5 protein-coding genes and 1 tRNA gene are annotated in these 4727 nt (G+C 44.7%); 2 read left to right on the forward strand and 4 right to left on the reverse strand.

Translation table 11 applies throughout. The annotated features are described in order from the left end of the window. Positions 1-6: 6 nt before the first annotated feature. From R7E42_RS23535 to mutY, 4 genes are all read right to left on the reverse strand, one after another. Positions 7-82: transfer RNA gene (locus R7E42_RS23535), tRNA-Phe, on the reverse strand. A 100-nt stretch (positions 83-182) separates the two neighbouring features. After that, a complete protein-coding gene (gene mltC / locus R7E42_RS23540; protein ID WP_005381001.1) occupies positions 183-1322 on the reverse strand; it encodes a membrane-bound lytic murein transglycosylase MltC in 1140 nt (379 codons plus the stop codon). A 77-nt stretch (positions 1323-1399) separates the two neighbouring features. After that, the gene (locus tag R7E42_RS23545; protein WP_005381002.1) at positions 1400-1672 is read right to left on the reverse strand and encodes an oxidative damage protection protein; all 273 of its coding nucleotides are present in this window, start codon (positions 1670-1672) and stop codon (positions 1400-1402) included. A 19-nt stretch (positions 1673-1691) separates the two neighbouring features. Continuing rightward, on the reverse strand, positions 1692-2768 hold the full coding sequence (gene mutY / locus R7E42_RS23550) for an A/G-specific adenine glycosylase (RefSeq protein ID WP_017635575.1): 1077 nt from the start codon (positions 2766-2768) through the stop codon (positions 1692-1694). 203 nt (positions 2769-2971) lie between these two features. Here mutY and trmB point away from each other — a divergent pair, with 203 nt between their 5' ends. Continuing rightward, a complete protein-coding gene (trmB, locus tag R7E42_RS23555) occupies positions 2972-3691 on the forward strand; it encodes a tRNA (guanosine(46)-N7)-methyltransferase TrmB (protein WP_213969986.1) in 720 nt (239 codons plus the stop codon). A 17-nt stretch (positions 3692-3708) separates the two neighbouring features. Further along, a partial coding sequence (locus R7E42_RS23560) for a DNA methylase (RefSeq protein WP_318073039.1) occupies positions 3709-4727 on the forward strand: 1019 nt, incomplete at its 3' end.

Raw genomic sequence — 4727 nt, forward strand, 5'->3', positions numbered from 1 at the left:
AAATTGTGGTGCCCGGAGGCGGAATCGAACCACCGACACGAGGATTTTCAATCCTCTGCTCTACCGACTGAGCTATCCGGGCAACGGAGCGCTATTAAACGGATTTTCCCGCGTTGCGTCAACCACTTTTTTTAAATAATTTCAAAAAAGTGGTTGTTCGAACGCTTTTTATTCAACTGTCACTACAAAGTTTGCTTCGAGTTAAATTCCTTTTTGAAATTTGTAACTTTTTCTAGGTAGCGACGCGCTTCTGCGTTCGGGTGTTTCTTGGTTAACGCCCAATAAACTTGGTTGGGTTGCAATGAATTAAGATCTTGCATTGCGCGTTTGCGATCACTGCGATGAAATGTGTTTAAAACTCCTCCAGTACCGCCATTGTAAGCTGAAATCATGCTGTACTCGAGAGAGGTAGGGTGGCGGACTTCTCTTAAATAACGATTTTTTAAGATATAGAAATACGCAGTACCGGTATCTATGTTGTTTTCTGGATTAAACAAATATTCAGGGCTTGGTTGGCCCGAGCGCTTTTTCACGAGTTTGAACACATCTCGTCCCGCTGTTTTAGGTACAACTTGCATTAGGCCATATGCATTTGCCCAACTTACCGCGTATGGGTTGAAACTGCTCTCAGTTTTAATAATGGCGTATATCAAGTCTTCTGGAATGTCGTATTTCTTGGAAGCTCGACGCACGATATCGGCGTATTGGTAGCTGCGAGTTGAAAAGTGGTCTTCAACCATGGGAATTTCGACGTAATACGCTTTCTTGAAATCTACATTTTTGGTTTTTATTTTATTTGCGATGAGGTATTCCGCAAATCGGTTTGCCCGCCAAGACCATTGAATTGGCTTATTGTCTTGGTCGACAACTTGTTTATACAGGAATGGTTGCCCCTCTAACGTGATACCTTTAGAGGAGAATAAGTCGACATGAGCGGGATCGTCTGGTGTTAATAAGGTGGTGACAATCGCGTCTTTTAGGTGTTTTTGGGGCTCGGTCGGTGATACGGTCTCTATCGTGATCACGCCTTTGCGAAAGTCGACCTCGGCGCGGCTAAGGTAGTTATCGATATACTTAACGTAATTACTCTTGCCAGCGTACTTGATCTCTTTTTTACCCCAGCGCTTTTGAATATTGCCTGAAAAGCTATTGATTAAGGCATCTAGCGCCGCAGTATCTTTTTCAAATTGTCCTGGTAGCTCAGCTAAGTTATTGGCAAAACGGTTTGTTGGCTCGTAGTTGACGTCATAAATCTTTTCGACGAATTCACGGCTACAGCCTGCCATTAAAAGTGCGGCAGCGATAAAGACAATTTTTTTCATAAGTATCAGAGTTATTGAAGGTAATAGAAAAATGACACCACAAATGGTTGTGATGTCATTGTTTAACTCAAGCGACTTTATTCGCTCGGCGGTGTGTAACCTTCGATATGAACGTCTTTTCCTTCAAAGAGGAAATTTACCATTTCTGTTTCGATCAGTTTGCGGTGTTCTGGATCCATCATGTTGAGTTTCTTCTCGTTGATCAACATGGTTTGTTTGTGTTGCCACTGAGCCCACGCTTCTTTCGAGATGTTGTCGAAAATGCGTTTACCTAGTTCACCAGGGTAAAGTTGAAAGTCTAGACCTTCGCCTTCTTTCTTTAGTCGAGCACAAAATACAGTGCGGCTCATAATGACTCCTTGTATTCAATTAACGAAGTTCGTGGGGTAGCGTTTCCAGCAATAGTTTTACTGGCGCGGCTAAACCGACTTCTTCAGGTTTAGATAAGTTATACCAAAGACCTTTGTTGCCTTCCATTATCACGTCCGGTTGCTTTGATAAATCAATCAAAATTGGCGTGATATCTAGGTGGTAATGGCTGAATGTATGACGAAAGGTAATCAGTGTTTGCTTCTGTTTGATATTGCTGGCTTGAATGCCGCGTTGATCCAGTAGCAATTCAATGTCGCTTTCTGCATCCACATGTTCGGTTTGTGGGAAGCAGAATAAGCCACCCCAAATGCCTGTTTGTGGTCTTTGCTCCAACCACACCTCATGACCATTTTCGGTGTTGTGGTGAAGCATCACGAAACGAGTTTGCTTGATTGGCTTATCTTTCTTCGGTTTTTTGCCCGGGTAGTCGAGCACATTACCTTGTTGCTTTGCCACACACAGATCAGCAACAGGGCAGAGGCTACATTTGGGTTTGCTGCGAGTGCAGACCATTGCGCCCATGTCCATCATTGCCTGGTTATACTTATCTACATCCGTTTGTGGGGTATGCGTTTCGGCAATTTCCCACAGCTGGTTTTCAACCTTTTTTTGTCCTGGCCATCCTGCAACTGCGAAACAGCGGGATAGGGTGCGCTTCACGTTACCATCAAGAATCGCGTGTGGTTGTTTATACACAGACGATAAAATGGCGGCAGCGGTAGAGCGACCAATCCCCGGTAGGGCGTTCATTTTCTCTATATCAAGAGGAAACTCACCATTGTATGTAGAGGCGACCTCTTGTGCTGCTTTGTGAAGGTTACGGGCTCGGGCGTAATACCCTAAGCCAGTCCAAAGGTGTAGGACTTCATCTTGCTCAGCATTGGCAAGATCGATCACGGTTGGAAAGCGCTCCAAGAAACGTTGGTAATACGGAATAACCGTAGTGACCTGAGTTTGCTGAAGCATAATTTCAGACAACCAGACACTGTATGCGGTCTTATTTTGTTGCCACGGAAGATCTTTTCTTCCATATGCGTCATACCATTCTAGGATGGCACTGGCGAAAGGTGTCACGACTTGCTCTGTATTCTATTATTGGTTAGGTGCAAAATTGCACCACATAATGGACAAGAAGTACAACGGATAAACAGTAGGGATATAAAGAGGTGTGTCGTTGCTTTTGGGTTGCCATAGACCAAGAGCTCAACAAATACTTGCACCTAAGTAAATTCTTTGGATAATCCCCGCTTTGATTAATCAATGTGCAGGCAAAATCAATGAGTGAAGTAACCACTAACGAATACAACGAAGACGGAAAGCTGATCCGCAAAATCCGCAGCTTTGTACGCCGTGAAGGGCGTTTGACTAAAGGTCAAGAGAGCGCGATGAATGAATGCTGGCCTACGATGGGTATTGACTTCAAAGCTGAACTTCTCGATTGGAAAGAGGTGTTTGGCAACGATAACCCAGTAGTGCTTGAGATCGGTTTTGGTATGGGTGCTTCATTGGTTGAAATGGCAAAGAACGCGCCAGAGAAAAACTTCATCGGTATCGAAGTTCATAGCCCAGGCGTTGGTGCTTGTCTTGCCGATGCTCGCGAAGCGGGAATTACTAACCTGCGTGTAATGTGTCACGATGCGGTAGAAGTATTCGAACACATGATCCCAAATGGCAGCTTATCGACACTGCAATTGTTCTTCCCAGACCCTTGGCATAAGAAGCGTCACCACAAGCGTCGTATTGTTCAATTAGGTTTTGCGGAAATGGTGCGTGAGAAGCTTATCCCTAATGAAGGTATTTTCCACATGGCGACCGACTGGGAAAACTACGCAGAGCACATGATTGAAGTGATGAACCAAGCGCCAGGTTTCGAAAACATTGCTAAAGATAGTGATTTCGTTCCTCGTCCAGACGATCGCCCGCTAACGAAGTTTGAAGCTCGTGGTCACCGTCTTGGTCACGGTGTTTGGGATATCAAATATAAGCGTATTGCGTAACCAGAGGAGTTCATGGGATGTACCATTACGCGATATTAGCGAATCCGGGTCATAACCGAATTTACTTTGATAGCGCAATGACCATTGCCTGTTCTGAACTAAAAGCAATTTTAGCTTCACAAGGCGTGGATGTGACAGAAATTGGTAGTAAAGACGTTGGCTTACCTGCTGCGTTGGTGTTTTCTTGTCAGGAAGCGCTAACCGATGAGCAGGCGCGAAGAATCGCAGCCTCTTCGATTTACTATGCGCTATTTGAAGTGCGCGAAGATGGTTTACTTCGACCAGTTCAAGCGCCCGTATTTAACACTTTCCCGGAAAGCATGAGCCAGATTTTGCGCTACACCGGGAAAACAAATGAGCAGTTTACCCGTTTGATGGTGAATATCGGCATTAGTGCGTCCAATACGGGAAGTGAACAACTGACCTTAATGGATCCAATGTGTGGTAAAGGTACAACCTTATTTGAAGGCTTGATCCACGGTTTGAACGTGGTAGGGGTTGAGATCAACGCCAAGTGGGTGCAAGAGATCCAGACCTTTATTGTTAAGTTCATGAAGAATGGCCGCTTTAAGCACAAAGTGAGCAAAGAAAAGCGCACTGCGGGTGGCAAGAAAGTGGCGGATGGTTTCGTGGTTGAAGCTGCAGCAAATAAAGAAGATTACAACCAAGGCAATCTTCAGTTTATGAAGCTGTATTCGGCTGATACTCGTATCGCTGATCAAGTCGTGAAAAAGAACTCAGTTGATGTGATGGTGTCTGATCTGCCTTATGGCGTGCAGCACGGCAGCAAAAATGCCAAGGACAGCAAACTGAACCGCAGCCCACTAGAGCTTTTAAAAGAGGCTCTGCCTGCATGGAAAGTGGTATTGAAAAAGCAAGGTTCAGTGGTGTTGTCTTTCAATGAATTCACATTGAAATGGAAAGATGTCGCGGCATTATTTGAAGAGCAAGGTTGGAAGGTACTTTCAGAAGAGCCTTACATCGGTTATCTTCACCGTGTTGATCAATCTATCAACCGCAATATTATTGTGGCAGT

Origin of the sequence: Vibrio sp. Vb1337 (assembly GCF_033338715.1) — a bacterium.
Lineage (GTDB): Bacteria > Pseudomonadota > Gammaproteobacteria > Enterobacterales > Vibrionaceae > Vibrio > Vibrio alginolyticus.

What these genes read in the sequence shown, in the direction of transcription:
- trmB (WP_213969986.1), top strand. Translation starts at nt 2,972, where the DNA reads ATGAGTGAAGTAACCACTAACGAATACAACGAAGACGGAAAGCTGATC.
- R7E42_RS23545 (WP_005381002.1), bottom strand. Translation starts at nt 1,672, where the DNA reads ATGAGCCGCACTGTATTTTGTGCTCGACTAAAGAAAGAAGGCGAAGGT.
- mltC (WP_005381001.1), bottom strand. Translation starts at nt 1,322, where the DNA reads ATGAAAAAAATTGTCTTTATCGCTGCCGCACTTTTAATGGCAGGCTGT.